A 15671-nucleotide genomic window follows, 5' to 3' on the forward strand; every position below is an offset into this window, starting at 1 on the left:
GCCCAGGGATAGATGGTGACACCCGGCGAGGGCATAGGGAAAGCCGCCGGGTGCGGATGCGACCCGGCGGCTACTACGAAACGTAAGTGAGCGGCGGGGTCAGCCGGCTACTCGTACGGCGAGCGCGTCGCCGATTTCCTCGGTGGAGCGGGCGGGCTTGCCCACGCGCTCGGCGAGGTCGGTGGCGACGGCGTCCTCGATGCGGGCGGCCTCGGACTCGTAGCCGAGGTGGCGCAGCAGGAGGGCGACGGAGAGGACCGTGGCGCTGGGGTCGGCCTTGCCCTGGCCCGCGATGTCGGGTGCCGAGCCGTGCACGGGCTCGAACATCGAGGGGAACTCGCCGCTCGGGTTGATGTTGCCGGAGGCGGCGACGCCGATGCCGCCGGAGACGGCCGCGGCGAGGTCGGTGATGATGTCGCCGAAGAGGTTGTCGGTGACGATCACGTCGAAGCGGGCGGGATCCGTGACGAGGTAGATCGTCGCGGCGTCCACGTGGATGTAGTCCGTGGTGACCTCGGGGAACTCCTCGGCCACCTTGTTGAAGACGTTCGTCCAGAGGTGGCCCGCGAAGGTCAGCACGTTGTTCTTGTGGACCAGCGTCAGCTTCTTGCGCGGGCGGGCCTGGGCGCGGGCGAAGGCGTCGCGGACGACGCGCTCGACGCCGAAGGCCGTGTTCACGGAGACCTCGGTGGCGACCTCGTACGGGGTGCCCTTGCGGATGGTGCCGCCATTGCCGGTGTACGGGCCCTCGGTGCCCTCACGGACCACGACGAAGTCGATCTCCGGCTGGCCGGCGAGCGGGGTGGCCACACCCGGAAGGAGCTTCGACGGACGCAGGTTGACGTGGTGGTCGAAGAGGAAGCGGAGCTTCAGCAGGAAGCCGCGCTCCAGGACGCCGGAAGGGACCGACGGGTCGCCGATCGCGCCGAGCAGAATCGCGTCGTGCTGCTTGAGGGCCTCGGCATCGGCGTCGGTGAGGGTCTCACCGGTGGCGTGGTAGCGCTTGGCGCCGAAGTCGAACTCCTTCGTCTCCAGCTTCACATCCTGCGGGAGGACGGCAGAGAGGACTTTGAGCCCCTGGACCACGACCTCCTGGCCGATGCCGTCACCGGGAATCACTGCGAGATTGATGCTGCGAGACATGACGGCACCGTACTCCTTCGTCCCATGGGATGACACGCCGTGTCCGCCATACGGACATCGGCCTCCGTGCCGCACCGACCCGTCGACCTCCGTTCACCCGCATGTTTGGCGGGTGTTGGGGTGTGATGGGAAGTTCAGCATCATGGACCCCACCATGGACCCCGGCATGGACTCCGACGCGCACCTTCCCGACTTCGGCATTCCGCCGCGGCTCGCCCGCCGGATGAGCATGGCGGAGCAGCACGAGTACCTGCGGACGAAGCTCACGCGGCGCCGCGCGCTGGTGACCGCGGGCGCGCTGGCGGGCGGCGGGCTGCTGGCCGGCTGCGCGTCCGGCACCACGTCGGACGCCAAGAGCCCCTCGGCCACGGCCACCGGGCTGGTGCACGGTTCCGCCATCACCCCCTTCGGCCGTCATCTCGCCTTCGGCGCGGACCCGAAGACGCAGATGCGGATCTCGTGGCAGGTGCCGCTCGCGGTCAAGAAGCCGTACATCCGGGTGGGTCCGGCGCCCTGGGACCTGAGCAGGAAGATCGACGCCGAGCTCCGCGACCTGCACACACCAGGACTGACCGGCGTACGGCTCGCGCTGGACCAGTACTACCTGCACGCGGCGCTCGACGGCCTGCGCCCCGGCACGACGTACTACTACGGCGTGGGTCACGAGGGGCTCGACCCCGCGTCCAAGGAGCGCCGTTCCAAGGTCGGCTCCTTCCGTACGGCGCCTGCCACCGCCCCTGCGAAGTTCGTGTTCACCGCCTTCGGCGACCAGGGCGTCACCCCGGACGCGCTCGCCAACGACAAGCTGATCCTCGGCCGCCACCCGGCATTCCATCTGCACGCGGGTGACATCTGCTACGCGGATGTCACCGGCCACGGCGAGAAGTCGGACTCCTACGACCCGGGCGCCTGGGACCTGTTCCTCAAGCAGACCGAGTCGGTGGCGAAGTCGGTGCCGTGGATGGTGACGACCGGCAACCACGACATGGAGGCCTGGTACTCACCGAACGGCTACGGCGGACAGTCGGCCCGCTGGACGCTCCCCGGCAACGGCTTCGACGCACGGAACGCGCCGGGCGCCTACTCCTTCACCTACGGCAACGTCGGGATCGTCGCGCTGGACGCGAACGACGTCTCGTACGAGATCCCCGCCAACAAGGGCTACACCGCCGGCAGGCAGACCGCCTGGCTCGACAAGCGGCTCGGTGAACTGCGCAGGAGCGTCGACTTCGTCGTGGTCTTCTTCCACCACTGCACGTACTCGACGTCGTCCCACGCCTCCGACGGGGGCGTACGGGACGCCTGGCTGACGCTGTTCACCAAGCACCAGGTGGACCTGGTGATCAACGGGCACAACCACGTGTACGAGCGGACCGACGCCATCAAGGGCGGCAAGGTGGGCAGGCCGGTGCCGGTCGGCGCGTCGACGGATCCGACGCGGGACGGGATCGTGTACGTCACGGCGGGCGGGGCGGGCAGGAGCCTCTACAGCTTCCCCGTCGGGGTCAAGGACAGCTACGAGGGGAAGGTCGCCGACCGCGAGTCCGTGGACACCTTCCAGTGGACGAAGTCGCAGGACCAGCAGGCCGAGACCGTGGAGTGGTCGCGCGTGCGCTACACCGGCTACTCCTTCCTCTCGGTGGAGGCGGAGTCGGGTGCGGCGCCCCGGCTCAAGGTGTCGGCGCTGGCGCAGAGCGGCAAGCGCATCGACTACTTCGAGGTGCGGCGCGGGGTGTGAGTGCTCCAAGGTGCGGGGCGTGACTACTCCGGGATGCGGCGCGGGGCACAGGCCCCGCACCGCACCCCGTGCGGGCGCGGCTCCCGGTACGAGTGGCGGGCCTCAGTGGCCCGTCGTACGAGTGGCGGGCCTCAGTGGCCCGTCTCGCCGCCGTTGTCCCTGCGGTCGAGGGCACGCTGGAGGGCTGCGGCGGCGTTCTTGCGGTCGGACTCGCTCGTACGAGAGGCACTCGTACGAGACACACGACGGACTCGGCGGACGGTCGTCTCGGCCATGATGAATCGACTCCTTGCCTCCGGACGCGGGGCGGCCGGAAGTGCGGTGTGGGGTTTCGAGACGCCGGAAGAGACGGGGAGCGGTGCCGCAGGGGTTGCCTGCCAAAGGCTCCGGCTCACGACCGCCATTCGCTTGGTCGAGCGAGACGTTCGGCTCCTACAAAGCTAGGCGAGGAGCGCGCGTCTGTCTCTACAATTACTCGGACTTCCTACTATCTGAGACGGCGGATTGGATCACACCGCCCTGACCTGGGACAACGGACCGGCCGGGGTCACGCCCGCCGGAGATGCGACCCCCGCAGCTCCCTGATCAACGCACGAACGGCGACCGTCGCGGCGAGCTCCGGAGTGGTGACGTACCCGATCGAACGCATCGGGCGCTCCGGACCGAGATCAGTGATCTCGGTTGTGAGCGGTGCACTCGTGAGCGAGAGCGCGGGCATGATGGCCATTCCGAGACCACTGCTCACCATCGAGAGCACTGCTCCGTCATCCTCGGCGTGCACCGTCGCACACGGGATCCAGTCCTGCGCGGCCCACCAGGTCCGGGTGTAGGAGGAGCAGTTCTCGGTCCAGTCGACCAGCGGCAGCGAGCGCGGGTCCGGATGACCGGCCGGGTGCACCAGGGCGTACGGCTCCTCAAGGAGTACGTCGCCGATCAGCTCCGACGGTACAGGGGCGCTCGTGCCGAGCGTGGCGATCCCGAGGTCCGCCCGGCCCGCGGCCACCTCCCCCGCCGTGCCCGGCCCCACCTCCCTGACCACCCGCACGGTCGGCTCGATCCCGGGATGCCGGGCCGCCAGCCGCTCAAGCGCGGGCGGCAGCAGGTGCAGTGCCGCGCTACGGAAGGCGGCGATGCGCAGCGGCCCGGCGACGGTGTCGGCGCCGCCGGGCCCGGCGCCCGCGCCCCGCGCCTCCGCGACCAGCGTGTCCAGCATCCGCAGCACCCGCCGCGCGTGCGCCACCGCCCGCTCCCCCGCGGCCGTGGGCCGCGCCCCGCGCCGCCCGCGTTCGAACAGCACGACGCCCACCTTGCGTTCGATGCCGCGCACCGCGTGCGAGACCGCGGACTGTGTCATGCCGAGCGTGCCGGCCGCCGCCGAGAAGCCACCCTCATGGGCGATGGCCACGAGGGTCCGCAGCTCCTGCGGGGCAAGGTCTTCGCCGGTCATCAGGGGTCCCACCTGCTTCCATGAGAACGGCTCATGGAAGCGGCCGTTCCATGAGCGCAACCCTCTGCCCGATGGCCGCATTCCTCCCTACGGTTCCCTTCATGAACGACATCGCGCTGACCGTCCAGCAGACCTCCCGCCCGACCGGTTTCCCCACCCCGGAGCACTTCCGTTTCGCCGAGTCGCCCGTCCCCGAGCCCGCGCCCGGCAAAGCCCTCGTCGAGAACCTCTACTGGTCCGTCGACCCCTACCACCGCGAGATGATGGACGGCGATTTCGAGCTCGACTCCCCGCTGGAGGGCCGCACCATCGGCCGCGTGGTCGACTCCCGGGACCCGGCTCTCCCCGAGGGCGAGATCGTCTTGCACCGGCGCGGCTGGCGCACTCACTCCGTCGTCGATCCCGAGGAGACCAGACGCCTCCCGCACCACGAGGGGGTGCCGCTCTCCGCACACCTGAGCGTCCTCGGCGGCACCGGCCTGACCGCGTACGTCGGACTCACGCGGATCGCCCAACTCCGGCAAGGCGAAGACCTGTTCGTCTCCGGGGCCGCCGGCGGGGTGGGCACGGCCACCGGACGGTTCGCTCAACTGCTGGGCGCCGGACGGCTGGTGGGCAGCGCGGGAACGGCTGCGAAGGTGGCGTACCTGAAGGAACACGTCGGCTACGACGAGGCGTTCGACTATCACTCGGGACCCGTGAGCGACCTCCTCGCCAAGGCCGCCCCGGACGGCATCGACGTGTTCGTCGACAACGTCGGCGGCGACCACCTCGGCGCCGCGATCGGCGCGCTGCGCGAACGCGGCCGGGTCGTACGGGTCGGCACGATCGGCCAGTACAACAGCCCGGTCGCACCGCCCGCCCACTTCAACCACGCCGACGTCGTGGAGAGGAGCCTGCGCATCGAGGGCTTCCTGGTGCGCGACTACGTTGACGTACAAGAGGAGTTGTACGAGTTCGCCGTACCGCATCTGCGCAGCGGCCGGCTCGCGCTGGACGAGACCGTCCTCGACGGCTTCGAGCGGATCGTGGACGCGTTCCTGTCGATGCTGCGGGGCGGCAACACCGGCAAGATGATCGTGCGCGCCGCCTGACGCACCGTCAGAGCACTTCTCCGTCACGCCAGTCGAAGACCAGCTCGTGCGCGGGATCGAGGCCGGCGGCGCCAGGTCGCAGGAAGGTCGAACCCTCCTCGTCCGGCAGGCGCACGACACCGTCCGGCCCGAGGGCACAGATGCGACCGGGCCAGCGCTGCCAGCCACGGGCGACGTAGAGCGCCACCCCCTCGTCGCTCGCGGACAGCGCGCCGAGCCCGTACGCCGCGTCGACCACCCGCTCCAGCTCCGCCATCACCCGGCCCCCCAGCCCCGTACGCCGGACATCGGAGCGCACCCCCACGGCCTCCACGTACCCGACCCGCAGCGAGCGCCCCCGGTGCAGCACCCGGCGCTGGATCACCGAGCCGTGTGCGGCGAGTCCCCGCTCGTCCCGCACGAGCACATGGACGCCGCCGAGGCCGTGATCCCAGTCCTCGTCGCTGAAGTTCCCCTCGAAGGCGTCGTCCAGGAGCGTGCGAACGGCATCGAGTTCGGCGGGCGTGAGGTCCGCGGTGTGGGCGGTGCGCAGTCTGGGGGTCATGGGCTCAGTATTCCCAGCACGCATGCGGGCCGGACGGCCGCCCCGAACGGCGGCTGCCCGGCCCGGAAACTGCGCCCTTGGGCGTCAGCCCATGTGCGGGTACGCGTAGTCGGTCGGCGCGACCAACGTCTCCTTGATGGCGCGGGTCAGCGTCCAGCGCTGGAGGTTCTGCGGTGCGCCGGCCTTGTCGTTGGTGCCGGAGGCACGGCCGCCGCCGAAGGGCTGCTGGCCGACCACGGCGCCGGTCGACTTGTCGTTGATGTAGAAGTTGCCGGCCGCGTAGCGGAGCTTCTCCATCGTGTACGCCGCGGCCTCGCGGTCGTTGGCGACGACCGCGCCGGTGAGCGCGTAGTCGGAAGCCGACTCCATCTGGGTCAGCATCTCCTCGTAACTATCGTCCTCGTAGACGTACACGCCCAGGAACGGGCCGAAGTACTCCGTCTTGAAGACCTCGTTCTCGGGGTCCGAGCACTCGACGACGGTCGGGCGCACGAAGTAGCCGACGGAGTCGTCGTAGGAACCGCCCGCGACGATCGTGCAGGTCGGGTCCGCCTTGGCGCGCTCGATGGCCGCCTTGTTCTTGGCGAAGGCACGCTCGTCGATGACCGCGCCGACGAAGTTCGCCAGGTCGGTGACGTCACCCATGGTCAGATAGTCGACCTCGGCCGCGAACTCCTCCTTGAAGCCGGAGTTCCAGATGGAGGCCGGGATGTAGGCGCGGGAGGTCGCGGAGCACTTCTGGCCCTGGTACTCGAAGGCACCGCGGGTCAGCGCGGTCTTGAGCACCCCTCGGTCCGCCGACGGGTGCGCGACCAGGAAGTCCTTGCCGCCCGTCTCACCGACCAGCCGCGGATACGTGCGGTACTTCGCGATGTTCTCGCCGACCGTCTTCCACAGGTGCTGGAAGGTCTTCGTCGAGCCGGTGAAGTGGATGCCGGCGAGGTCGCGGTGGTTGAGGGCGACCTCGGAGACCGCGATGCCGTCACCGGTGACGAGGTTGATGACGCCCTTGGGGAGACCGGCCTCCTCCAGGAGCTGCATCAGCAGCACGGCGGCGTGCGTCTGGGTCGGCGACGGCTTCCAGACCACGACATTGCCCATGAGCGCGGGTGCGGTGGGCAGGTTGCCCGCGATCGCTGAGAAGTTGAACGGCGTGATCGCGTAGACGAAGCCTTCGAGCGGGCGGTGGTCGAGGCGGTTCCAGACACCCGGGGAGTTCGCCGGGGGCTGCTCGGCGAGCAGGTCACGGGCGTACTTGACGTTGAAGCGCCAGAAGTCGACCAGTTCGCAGGGACAGTCGATCTCGGCCTGCTGGGCGGTCTTGGACTGACCGAGCATGGTGGAGGCGGCGAGGGTCTCGCGCCAGGGGCCCGACAGCAGCTCGGCGGCGCGCAGGATGATCGCGGCGCGGTCGTCGAAGGACATCGCGCGCCAGGCCGGGGCGGCGGCGAGGGCGGCGTCGATCGCGTCCTGGGCGTCGGCCTGCGTGGCGCCCCGGCCGGTGCCGAGCACGGCCTTGTGGTTGTGCGGCTGGACGACCTGGAAGGCCTCGCCGCCGCCGAGGCGCTTCTCGCCGCCGATGGTCATCGGGAGGTCGATGGGGTTCTCGGCCAGCTCCCTGAGCTTGGCCTCCAGGCGGACGCGCTCGGGCGAACCGGGGGCGTAGCCGTGCACCGGCTCGTTGACGGGGGTGGGGACCTGGGTTACAGCGTCCATGTTTCCGTGACTCCTTAACTGAGCGGTGGGTCAGCCCTTGGTGAGGATCGAGCGAGCGCTGTGCTTTCCCGGGGGACACGGTGTCCCCTTGCGGCTGCGCCGCGGGCCGGACCCCCGGCCGAAAATGCGGGTGGTCGTCATCTCTCAACCCCTGGTCAGAATGCTGCGGGCGAAGAAGAGGAGGTTGGCCGGCTTCTCCGCGAGGCGCCGCATGAAGTAGCCGTACCAGTCGGTGCCGTACGCGGTGTACACGCGCATGCGGTGGCCCTCGGCGGCGAGCCGCAGGTGCTCCTCGCCGCGGATGCCGTACAGCATCTGGAACTCGTACTCGTCGAGCTTGCGCCCGGCCTTGCGGGCCAGCTCCTGGGCGATGGAGATGAGGCGCGGGTCGTGGGACCCGATCATCGGGTACCCGTCGCCCTCCATCAGGATGCGCAGGACCCGGACGTACGCCTTGTCGACCTCGGCCTTCTGCTGGTAGGCGACCTCGGCGGGCTCCTTGTAGGCGCCCTTCACGAGCCGTACCCGGCTGCCGCTCTCCGCGAGGCGGTGCGCGTCGGCCTCGGTGCGGAACAGGTAGGCCTGGATGACGCAGCCGGTCCCCGGGAAGTCCTTCCGCAGCTCCTCGTGGATGGCGAACATCGAGTCGAGGGTGGTGTGGTCCTCGGCGTCCAGCGTGACGGTGGTGCCGATGGCGGCGGCGGCCTCGACGACCGCGCGGACGTTGGCGAGGGCCAGCTCGTGCCCGCCCTCCAGCGCCTGCCCGAACATCGACAGCTTGACGGACATCTCGGCCTGGGTGCCGAGGTCCAGCGCCTTGAGGTGCTCGACGAGCTCCAGGTACGCGTCCCGGGCGGCGGACGCCTGCTCGCGCGTGGTGATGTCCTCGCCGACGACGTCGAGGGTGACCGCGAGGCCCTTCGCGCAGGCGTCCTGTACGACCGGAACGACCTGGTCGACCGACTCGCCTGCGATGAAACGGGCGACCACCTGCTTGGTGCCGGGGGCCGCCGACACGAAGCGGCGCATCCTGTCGCTGCGCGACGCGGCGAGAATCACGGGACCCAGCACGGGGCACCTCCACAACAAAGCCAGCAGGAGGCCGAATCCCGACGATTCGGGTACGGCACGGGGAACCACCGTGAAACCTAAGGATCCCTCCGATCGTCTGCCATCGACAGCTGTCACGCATCCGTGCCCTGGATCTCAGACAGATGTATGAAGCCCTCGGGGAAATGCGGGAGAATGCCCGGGTGACGGCTGAATACAGGGGTGACTACCAAGAGCTGGTCGACGAGATCTCGGCGCTCCTCGGCATGCCCGCGACCCTGGAGAACCGGGACTTCGAGCTGATCGCCTTCGCCGCGTACGACAGCGAGGGCGAACTGGACCCCTCGGCCCTCGACCCCGTGCGCGCCCGCTCGATCCTCACGCGTCGCTCCACAGCGGCGGTCCGCACCTGGTTCGAGGGCTTCGGCATCACCCGGGCCACCGCTCCGGTCCGCATTCCGATCACCCCGGAGGCGGGGGTGTACCGAGGCCGGATCTGTCTCCCCGTACGCCATCGGGGCGTCGTCCGTGGCTACGTCTGGCTGCTCGACGACGATCCGGGACCGACGGCGGACCAGCTGACCGCCGCCATGGAGGTCGCCTCCCGCATCGGCGCCCTGCTCACCGACGAGGCGCAGGCCGGCGCCGACCTCACCCGCGAACTCCGCGCCGTCCTCACCGCCGAACGCGGCTGGCAGCGCGACATGGCCGTCGCCGAACTGCGCACGGGCCTCGGCACACGCGGCGACGGCCTGCACACAGTGGTGTGCGTGGCCCCCTGGCCCTCCGCGGACCCGGACGAGGCCCCATCGGTGCGTACGGTGCCGGGGGCGACCGCGCTGTGCACGGTGCCGTGGGGTGCGACGGGGCAGAGTCTGGCGCTGCTCGTGCGTCTCCGGTCGCCCGAGGTGATGACTCCGGCGCTGACGGCGGCGGCGCGGTTCGTGCGGGAGGCCGCGGCGGACGCGGCGGCGGGCGTCGCCGGAGCCCGCAGTGGTCTGGCCGAGCTGGGAGCCGCCTGGCAGGAGGCATCGGCCGCCGCGCGTGCCGTACTGGCCGAGCCCCGCCTCGGCCCGGTCGCCGAGTGGGCGTCGATCGGACCCTTCCGGCTCCTGACGTCCCTTCCTCCGGACGCGGCCCACGATCCCGTCGTACGAACCCTGTTGGCACCCGCCCACCGCGAACTCGCCCGCACCGCAGAGGTCTTCCTCGACTGCGCGGGCCAAGCCGGGCGCACGGCGGCGGAGTTGGGAATCCACCGGCAGACGCTGTACTACCGCCTGTCCCGCGTCGAACAGCTCACCGGACTCGACCTGGACGACGGTGAGGACCGGCTGTTGCTGCACATGGCGTTGAAGGGCGCGCGGCTCTGACCGAGTTCCCTTCAGGGATCGGCGATCGGCTGAACTTCGTCCGGTCGATGCCCTGCTCCTGGCAACCGCGTCAGCGGGTGGGTCGTCCTCGTGGTTGACGAATGGGGCGGGGATGAGATTCGACGGGCTGCTGGTCGCGATGTGCGCGGGGGCCGTCGGGATCGCGCTGTGGCGGGGTGGACGGTATCTGGCTGACGGCGGCGGGCGGCGGCGGATACGGGCGCGGGCACGGGTGGTGCGGGTGTGGGACCCGCCGAAGGAGGGGGCCCGGCGGTCGTCCGGCATTCCCGCGGAGATCACCTTCGTCGCGCCGGACAGCGGGCGGGAGATGGTGCTGAGCGCCGAGGACCGGGGGCTGGACGCGGCCTGGCCCGGACGGGCGATCGAGGTGCGCTATCCGGCGGGGCGGCCGGAACGGTTCCGCGTGACGTCCGGGCCGCGCCGCCTGGACCGCGATCTGGGGGCGTCCGCCACCGCCACGTCCTTACTGCTCCTCGTACTGGTCGGCCACTTCACCGACAACGACGGCTTCCATAAGGAGCTGATCGGCTTCGGAGTGCTGTGGATGGCCGTCAGCGCGGTCGTCCTGGCGTTCAGACTGGCGGAGATCGTCCGCCGTCGGGTGCTGCTCGCCTCCCGGGCTCCCGCAACCGGTCGGATCGTCGCGGTCCTCACCTCCCGCTACGGCCCCGAGGAGTCCCCCAAGTCGGCTGTCCTCTTCACCCCGGTAGTCACCTTCACCACCCATGAGGGCCATCAGGTCACCGCTGTCTGCCCGGTCGGCAGCTCCAGTCGCTACTACTGGGCGGGTCGCGAGGTCTCCCTTCACTACGCCCGGACCGACCCCTCCGTCTTCGCGCTCGACCTCCTCGGCGACCGCCTGCTGGTGGCCGGCGGCTTGCTGCTGCTCGTCTTCTTCTTCGCCTTCGGCGCGGCCCTGACGGTCGCCGGTCTGCTGCTGACGGGCGGTGCTTGACGCGGCGCGATCTCCCCGCGTAGGGGGGATCCGACTGAGGAGGACGCCTCGTGACCGTGCAGCAGACGCGCGGCCTCCCACGTCAAGGACACGTGGCGGTCATTCCTTGGTCGAGCCGGCGAGCATCCCGGAGACCAGCGTGCGCTGGGAGAAGAGGAACAGCACCAGAACGGGCAGGATCGCGACCACGATCGCCAGGGCCAGTTCCGGGATGGTGATGTTCAGACCCGCACCGGCCACCGGGTTGAACGACGGTGTGGAGGTGAGCAGTTGGTTCAGGCCGACCTGGATCGGGAACTGCTCGCTCTTCGGCAGCACGAGGTACGGCAGGAAGAAGTTGTTCCAGTTTCCCACGAAGCTGAAGAACGCGACCAGTCCGACCACCGGCTTCGCCAGCGGCAGCGCGATGCGGGTGAACAGCTGCCATTCGTTGCAGCCGTCGATGCGCGCGGCCGACAGGAGGTCCCTGGGCAGGCTGCTGCCGAAGTAGATGTAGACCAGGTACACGCCGAACGGGTAGAAGGAGAAGGGCAGGATCACCGACCAGATGGTGCCGATCAGATGGAACTTGTTGAGCTCCAGGAAGACCGGCAGTACCAGGGTGGCCTGCGGCATGATCATCGTGACCAGGGTGATGGTCAGCAGTGCCTTGCGTCCCCGGAAGTTCGTCAGGGCCAGCGCGTAGCCGGCCGGGATACTGACGGCCAGCGTCAGGATCAGCGAACCCCCGGAGTAGATCGCCGAGTTGCGCAGCCAGGTGAGCATCGCGCCGTCCTGGAAGGCGAACAGGTGCTGCCAGGCCTCGCCGATCTGCTGGAACGACCCGAAGGAGAGCGGGTTGTCCTGCACCACCTGTCCGGCGGTCTTCGACGGAGCGAGCAGCAGCCAGATCACCGGCAGCACGAAGAACACCAGCAGCAGGGCCAGCAGGACGCCCACGATCAGGAAAGAGAGGATCCGGGAGGGCTGAAGGCGTCGGCCCGCCGCTGTCGGCGAGGTGAGAGTGGATTGCGTCATTTCTCATCCAACTTGAACAGGTTCGAGCGGGCGACCAGCAGTCCGGCGGCCACGAGTCCCAGCGCCAGCAGGAAGACGGAGATAGCGGCGGCGCCGTTGAAGTCGCCCTGCTGGAAGGCGTAGACGTAGGCCAGTTGGTTGGGCGACCAGGTCGGGCTCACCCTGCCGAGGCTGGCGGTCTGGAGCAGCTGGGGCTCGACGAACAGCTGGGTGCCGGTCGCGAACGCCATGATGGTCATGTAGACGATCCACTGCCGGATCATCGGGATCTGGATGTGCCAGGCGGTGCGCCAGGGCCCCGCGCCGTCCATCCGGGCGGCTTCCAGCACCTCGTCGGGGATGTTGTTGAGCGCCCCGTACATCACGACCATCCAGCCGCCGGCGCCGGTCCAGAAGGCGATCAGCATGAGGATCAGCGGCAGGTTGCCGGGTGTGAGCACGGCCGCGAAGCTGTGCATTCCCATGCTGTTGAGCAGCCAGGACACCGGGCTGACGTCCGGGTCCAGCATGAACAGCCAGACCAGGACACTGGCGACCCCGGCGAGGGCGCCGGGGATGTAGTAGAGGAAGCGGAAGAGCGCCGACGTACCCGGCCGCACCCGGCTGCGCAGCATCAGCGCGACCAGCACGACCAGGACGACGAGGACCACCAGCCACATCACCAGGTAGATCAGCATGTGCGTGAAGGCCGGGACGAAACGGTAGTCCTGGGCGACCTTCACGAACTGGTTGATTCCGGTGAACTGGCCCTTGTCGTTGGTGAGCGCCAGGTAGAACGAGTAGCCGGTCGGGAAGACCCCGAACGCGAGCAGCAGCACCGCGTACCCGGCGACGAAGAAGTAACCCGTGAGGCCGGGGCCCCTCCGCCGCGGCTTGGCGCCGCGGCGGAGGGGGGAGACGGCTACACGCTCGGTCTCCAGCAAGGTCATTGGTTGGTCACCTTGTATCCCTGGGCCTTCGCCTCGTTACTGATCTCCTTCTGCCAGGCCGCCAGCGTCGAGGTCAGGCTCTTGCCGGCGGTCAGGGCCGGCAGGACGACGCTGGACCAGGCGGTGGCGTCCGAGAACTTGGTGTTCGACCAGCCGGTCCACACCTCGTTCGCGGCCTCCTTGAAGGGTCCGCTCACGTCGTTGGCGAAGTAGTCACTGTTGGTCGGGTTGGCCAGCCACGCTTCGGCGGCCTTGGTGTAGGCCGGGTAGGTGGGCGCGGCGGCCTGGTTCTCGTCGGAGGTGGTCAGCCAGGTGACCAGGTCCGTGGACGCCTTGAGGTTGCCGCTGTGCGAGGACACCATCCACACGCCGCCGCCGACATTGCCGGTCGCGGCCGTGGTCTCGCCTTCCCACTTCAGCGGAGCCGCCGCGGCGATCTGCTTGGCCGGGGTCTCGAAAGCGGTCTTGAACAGGTACTGGCCGTACCAGGACGGTCCGTACGCCATCAGGACCTTGCTGCCACTGTCCTTCGCGAAGCCCTGGCTGAAGAAGCCCTTGGTCGTGACGGCCTTCGCGTCGATCAGCCCGTCGAGCAGGCTCGCCATCTTGGTGCAGTTCGGGTCCTGGAGGTCGGTGCGCAGGGTGTCCGGCTTCGTCAGCTCGAACGCCGGGCACTGGCCGGACCAGAAGTACGACTCATGGGAGTTGGTGTCGCCGACCGAGCCGATGAGGTAGCCCGGGTGGTCCTTGGCGACCTGCTTGCCGAGGGCCTCGTACTGCTCCCAGGTGGTGGGGACGTCGTATCCCCACTTGTTCATGAGGTCCTGGTTGTACCAGAGGACGACCTGCGCGATGTCGTTGCGCAGGCAGTAGGTGTGGTCGTTGAACTGGCAGGGCGAGAGGGAGCCCTTGGCGAAGCCGTCCAGCGTGGTCTGCGGGACGAGGTCGCTGTCCAGGGGCGCGGCGAACGGCTGCGCGTCGGCCGTCGTGGGCTCGGAGGCCCAGGTCACGTCGGTGGGTGAGCCGAACACCACGTCCGGCCAGCCGCTGCCGGTCCGGTCGAAGAGCTGCACCTTCGACTGGAGATACGTGGAGCCGTCGGCGCCGCCGTCGTACGTGACGATGTCCATCTTCACGTCCGGGTGCGCCTTCTGGTACGCCTCCACCGACGGCAGCCGGGTCGAGTCGGCCCACACCGTGATCTGCGAGCCCTCCTTCTGGGTGGCCGGCTTGAAGGCCGAGGCCGACGAAGGGGTGGACCCGGTGGACGTGTCGGCGCTGGCGCAGCCGGTCAGGACGGCCGCGGTGGCCAGGGAGAGCACGGCGGCGGCGGTGCGCAGCACGGTGCGGCGTCGGCCGACTGTCGACGAGCCGACTACCGAAGGGACGGCTGTCGAAGAGCCGACTCTCGGAGATCCGGAAGACCTCATTGTCTTGCCTTTCTGGTTTCTTGCGTGGGTCAGGTAACGCGCCTCATGGGGGGCGCCGGGTGCGGTGGCGGTCTTACGGACCGCCACCTCCCGGTCAGCGCGGCTGCTCGACGAAGGGCAGTAGTTCGCTGCCGTAGCCGAAGTCGAGCGGGAGGGCTATGCCGGGCCCCGTGGGGGCGTGCACCAGGCCCTGATCATCCACATGGCGCTCGCGGACGACTGTCGTCGCGGTCACCAGGGACTCGTAATAGGTGGTGTTGGAGATGGCCATGCACAGGTGGTGGTTCGGGATGTCCGAACCGTGCACCTCGGCCCGCAGCCGGTAGGCGTCGGCGAGGTGCGCGGTGCGCATGGCACCGGTGATACCGCCCCGGAGGGTGGTACCGGCCCGTACGCCGAAGGTGGCGGCACCGGCCTTGATGAAGTCCGCGGAGTTCATATGCGCTCCGTCGGAGGTCTCGGCGACCAGCAGCGGTACGTCCACGGCCGCCGCCAGCGCCTGGTACGCGGAGATGCTGAACTCGCGCATCGGCTCCTCGTACCAGAGGTAGTCGGCTTCCGAGAGCGCCCGCCCCAGGCGGATCGCGTCGGGCAGGTCGAATCCGGCCGACCCGTCGTACATGAGGGGGATCGAAGGACCGACGTGGTCGCGCAGCGCCAGGCACAGCTCGGCGTCACGGCGGGCGTCGCCCCAGGCGTGCAGTTTGATGCCGACGTAACCCAGTTCCAGGCACTGGTCCGCCACGTCGAGGAACTCCGCGATGCTGGCGAACGTCGAGGTGGAGGCGTACGCGGGGATCGCCTCCCGGAAGCCGCCGAGCAGTTGCCAGACCGGCTGACCGTAGTACCGGCCGGCCAGGTCCCACAGAGCGGTGTCGATGAGGCCCAGGGTGGGGAGCGGGAGTTCGTGGATACGGTCCAGCTCCCACACCCGGTGCCACAGCCACTCCCGCTGGAACGGGTCGGCTCCGACCAGTTCGTCGCGGAAGACCAGATCGACCAGGTCCCGCAGGGTGTTGAAGGCGCCGGGTCGTTGGAACACGGCCACCCCCTCGGCTCCCTCGTCGGTGCCGATGTGCAGGACCGCGCCGTCGCCCACCGGAGCGCTTCCGCTCAGTCCGTCCCGCCATTTGAATGGAGGGCTGGCCGCCGGAACGTCGATCCGGTGTACTTCGACATGGGTGATCTTCATCGTGGCTTTCGTTTTCTGTGGG

At 69.4% G+C, this 15671-nt stretch carries 14 protein-coding genes; 4 read left to right on the forward strand and 10 right to left on the reverse strand.

What is annotated here, in order from left to right; genetic code table 11:
• Nucleotides 1–99: 99 nt before the first annotated feature.
• Nucleotides 100–1143, reverse strand: a complete 1044-nt coding sequence (locus tag AB0N66_RS05510; RefSeq protein WP_365429081.1) for a 3-isopropylmalate dehydrogenase — start codon at nucleotides 1141–1143, stop codon at nucleotides 100–102.
• A 142-nt stretch (nucleotides 1144–1285) separates the two neighbouring features.
• Here AB0N66_RS05510 and AB0N66_RS05515 point away from each other — a divergent pair, with 142 nt between their 5' ends.
• Complete coding sequence (locus AB0N66_RS05515) at nucleotides 1286–2881, forward strand: metallophosphoesterase family protein (RefSeq protein WP_365429084.1); 1596 nt, start codon at nucleotides 1286–1288, stop codon at nucleotides 2879–2881.
• Nucleotides 2882–3012: 131 nt separating this feature from the next.
• On the opposite strand, the gene AB0N66_RS05520 is transcribed toward AB0N66_RS05515, so the two are convergent.
• Nucleotides 3013–3156, reverse strand: coding sequence for a hypothetical protein (locus AB0N66_RS05520; RefSeq protein WP_326720482.1), 144 nt, complete (start codon nucleotides 3154–3156; stop codon nucleotides 3013–3015).
• Between the two features lie 272 nt (nucleotides 3157–3428).
• Entirely contained in the window at nucleotides 3429–4328 is a 900-nt protein-coding gene (locus AB0N66_RS05525; protein WP_365429087.1) for a LysR family transcriptional regulator, read from the reverse strand.
• 101 nt (nucleotides 4329–4429) lie between these two features.
• Between AB0N66_RS05525 and AB0N66_RS05530 the strand changes: the two genes are divergently transcribed.
• Entirely contained in the window at nucleotides 4430–5422 is a 993-nt protein-coding gene (locus AB0N66_RS05530; protein ID WP_365429090.1) for an NADP-dependent oxidoreductase, read from the forward strand.
• A 7-nt stretch (nucleotides 5423–5429) separates the two neighbouring features.
• Here AB0N66_RS05530 and AB0N66_RS05535 read toward each other — a convergent pair whose 3' ends face one another.
• The 3 genes from AB0N66_RS05535 to AB0N66_RS05545 form a co-directional block, all read right to left on the reverse strand.
• On the reverse strand, nucleotides 5430–5966 hold the full coding sequence (locus tag AB0N66_RS05535; protein ID WP_365429093.1) for a GNAT family N-acetyltransferase: 537 nt from the start codon (nucleotides 5964–5966) through the stop codon (nucleotides 5430–5432).
• An 84-nt stretch (nucleotides 5967–6050) separates the two neighbouring features.
• Nucleotides 6051–7682 (reverse strand): L-glutamate gamma-semialdehyde dehydrogenase, encoded by a 1632-nt coding sequence (pruA, locus tag AB0N66_RS05540; protein WP_365429096.1) that lies wholly within the window; start codon nucleotides 7680–7682, stop codon nucleotides 6051–6053.
• Between the two features lie 144 nt (nucleotides 7683–7826).
• A complete protein-coding gene (locus AB0N66_RS05545; protein WP_365429099.1) occupies nucleotides 7827–8753 on the reverse strand; it encodes a proline dehydrogenase family protein in 927 nt (308 codons plus the stop codon).
• A 143-nt stretch (nucleotides 8754–8896) separates the two neighbouring features.
• Here AB0N66_RS05545 and AB0N66_RS05550 point away from each other — a divergent pair, with 143 nt between their 5' ends.
• Nucleotides 8897–10105, forward strand: a complete 1209-nt coding sequence (locus AB0N66_RS05550) for a helix-turn-helix domain-containing protein (protein ID WP_365429102.1) — start codon at nucleotides 8897–8899, stop codon at nucleotides 10103–10105.
• Nucleotides 10106–10217: 112 nt separating this feature from the next.
• On the forward strand, nucleotides 10218–11081 hold the full coding sequence (locus AB0N66_RS05555; protein WP_365429105.1) for a DUF3592 domain-containing protein: 864 nt from the start codon (nucleotides 10218–10220) through the stop codon (nucleotides 11079–11081).
• A gap of 99 nt (nucleotides 11082–11180) precedes the next feature.
• Here AB0N66_RS05555 and AB0N66_RS05560 read toward each other — a convergent pair whose 3' ends face one another.
• From AB0N66_RS05560 to AB0N66_RS05575, 4 genes are all read right to left on the reverse strand, one after another.
• On the reverse strand, nucleotides 11181–12098 hold the full coding sequence (locus AB0N66_RS05560; protein ID WP_365429108.1) for a carbohydrate ABC transporter permease: 918 nt from the start codon (nucleotides 12096–12098) through the stop codon (nucleotides 11181–11183).
• Entirely contained in the window at nucleotides 12095–13027 is a 933-nt protein-coding gene (locus tag AB0N66_RS05565; RefSeq protein WP_365429111.1) for a sugar ABC transporter permease, read from the reverse strand. The genes AB0N66_RS05560 and AB0N66_RS05565 overlap by 4 nt, the downstream gene beginning before the upstream one ends.
• Nucleotides 13024–14370 (reverse strand): ABC transporter substrate-binding protein, encoded by a 1347-nt coding sequence (locus tag AB0N66_RS05570; protein WP_365429114.1) that lies wholly within the window; start codon nucleotides 14368–14370, stop codon nucleotides 13024–13026. The genes AB0N66_RS05565 and AB0N66_RS05570 overlap by 4 nt, the downstream gene beginning before the upstream one ends.
• Before the next feature lie 181 nt (nucleotides 14371–14551).
• Nucleotides 14552–15649 (reverse strand): enolase C-terminal domain-like protein, encoded by a 1098-nt coding sequence (locus AB0N66_RS05575; RefSeq protein WP_365429117.1) that lies wholly within the window; start codon nucleotides 15647–15649, stop codon nucleotides 14552–14554.
• Nucleotides 15650–15671: the final 22 nt, after the last annotated feature.

Source organism: Streptomyces sp. NPDC093544 (genome assembly GCF_040683495.1).
In the GTDB taxonomy this organism is placed as follows: Bacteria; Actinomycetota; Actinomycetes; order Streptomycetales; family Streptomycetaceae; genus Streptomyces.